Genomic DNA, 628 nt, shown 5'->3' with positions numbered 1-628 from the left:
GCCCGCAGGACCTCCAGAACGCTCCTGCCCTCGCGCGCCTGGCGCCCACCGAAGCAAGCGCCTTTCTGGCCTACGACCATGCGGTGAAACGGACCGATGGCGCCATTCCCCCGAAAACACGCGAGTGGATCGCGCTCGCAGTCGCACTCACCACCCAATGCGGCTATTGCCTGGACGTGCACACGCGCGCAGCGAAACGTCTCGGCACGACCCGCCAGGAACTGGCCGAAATCGCATTGATCGCGGGCGCCGTTCGCGCGGGAGCGACCGTGGGCCACGGCTTGCTGGCGCTGCGGCTGTTCGACGAGGCACCGCCGCAGACGATCGGCCGCTAGCCAGACTCAGCCCGCGGCTGTACGACCCGCGCGAAGAAATCCTCGGAACTCATGGGCTTCGCGAACAGATACCCCTGCAGCACGTCGCACGACTGCTGGACGAGATAGGCGGCCTGCGCTTCGGTTTCGACGCCCTCGGCCGTCACCTCCAGGTCCAGTTCGTGCGCGAGCGCGATGATCGCGTTCACGATCGCGCGGCTGTGGTCCTGCTCCGGCAGTTCCTTCACGAAGCTCCGGTCGATCTTCAGCCGGCGCATCGGCAACTGCCGCAGGTACGCGAGCGAGGAATAGCC

The 628-nt window shown here is 67.0% G+C and carries 2 protein-coding genes; one reads left to right on the top strand and one right to left on the bottom strand.

Annotated features, from left to right (window positions below; genetic code table 11):
* Positions 1-335, top strand: a 335-nt coding sequence (locus tag FJV41_RS49595; protein WP_141649554.1) for a carboxymuconolactone decarboxylase family protein, incomplete at its 5' end; no start/stop codon positions are given.
* Here FJV41_RS49595 and FJV41_RS49590 read toward each other — a convergent pair.
* On the bottom strand, positions 332-628 hold a 297-nt coding region (locus tag FJV41_RS49590; protein WP_141649553.1), incomplete at its 5' end, for an EAL domain-containing protein. The two genes, FJV41_RS49595 and FJV41_RS49590, sit on opposite strands and share 4 nt — an antisense overlap.

Origin of the sequence: Myxococcus llanfairpwllgwyngyllgogerychwyrndrobwllllantysiliogogogochensis (assembly GCF_006636215.1) — a bacterium.
In the GTDB taxonomy this organism is placed as follows: Bacteria; Myxococcota; Myxococcia; order Myxococcales; family Myxococcaceae; genus Myxococcus; species Myxococcus llanfairpwllgwyngyllgogerychwyrndrobwllllantysiliogogogochensis.
The sequence above is the reverse complement of the archived record's forward strand: the minus strand, read 5'-3'. Positions and strand labels throughout refer to the sequence as shown.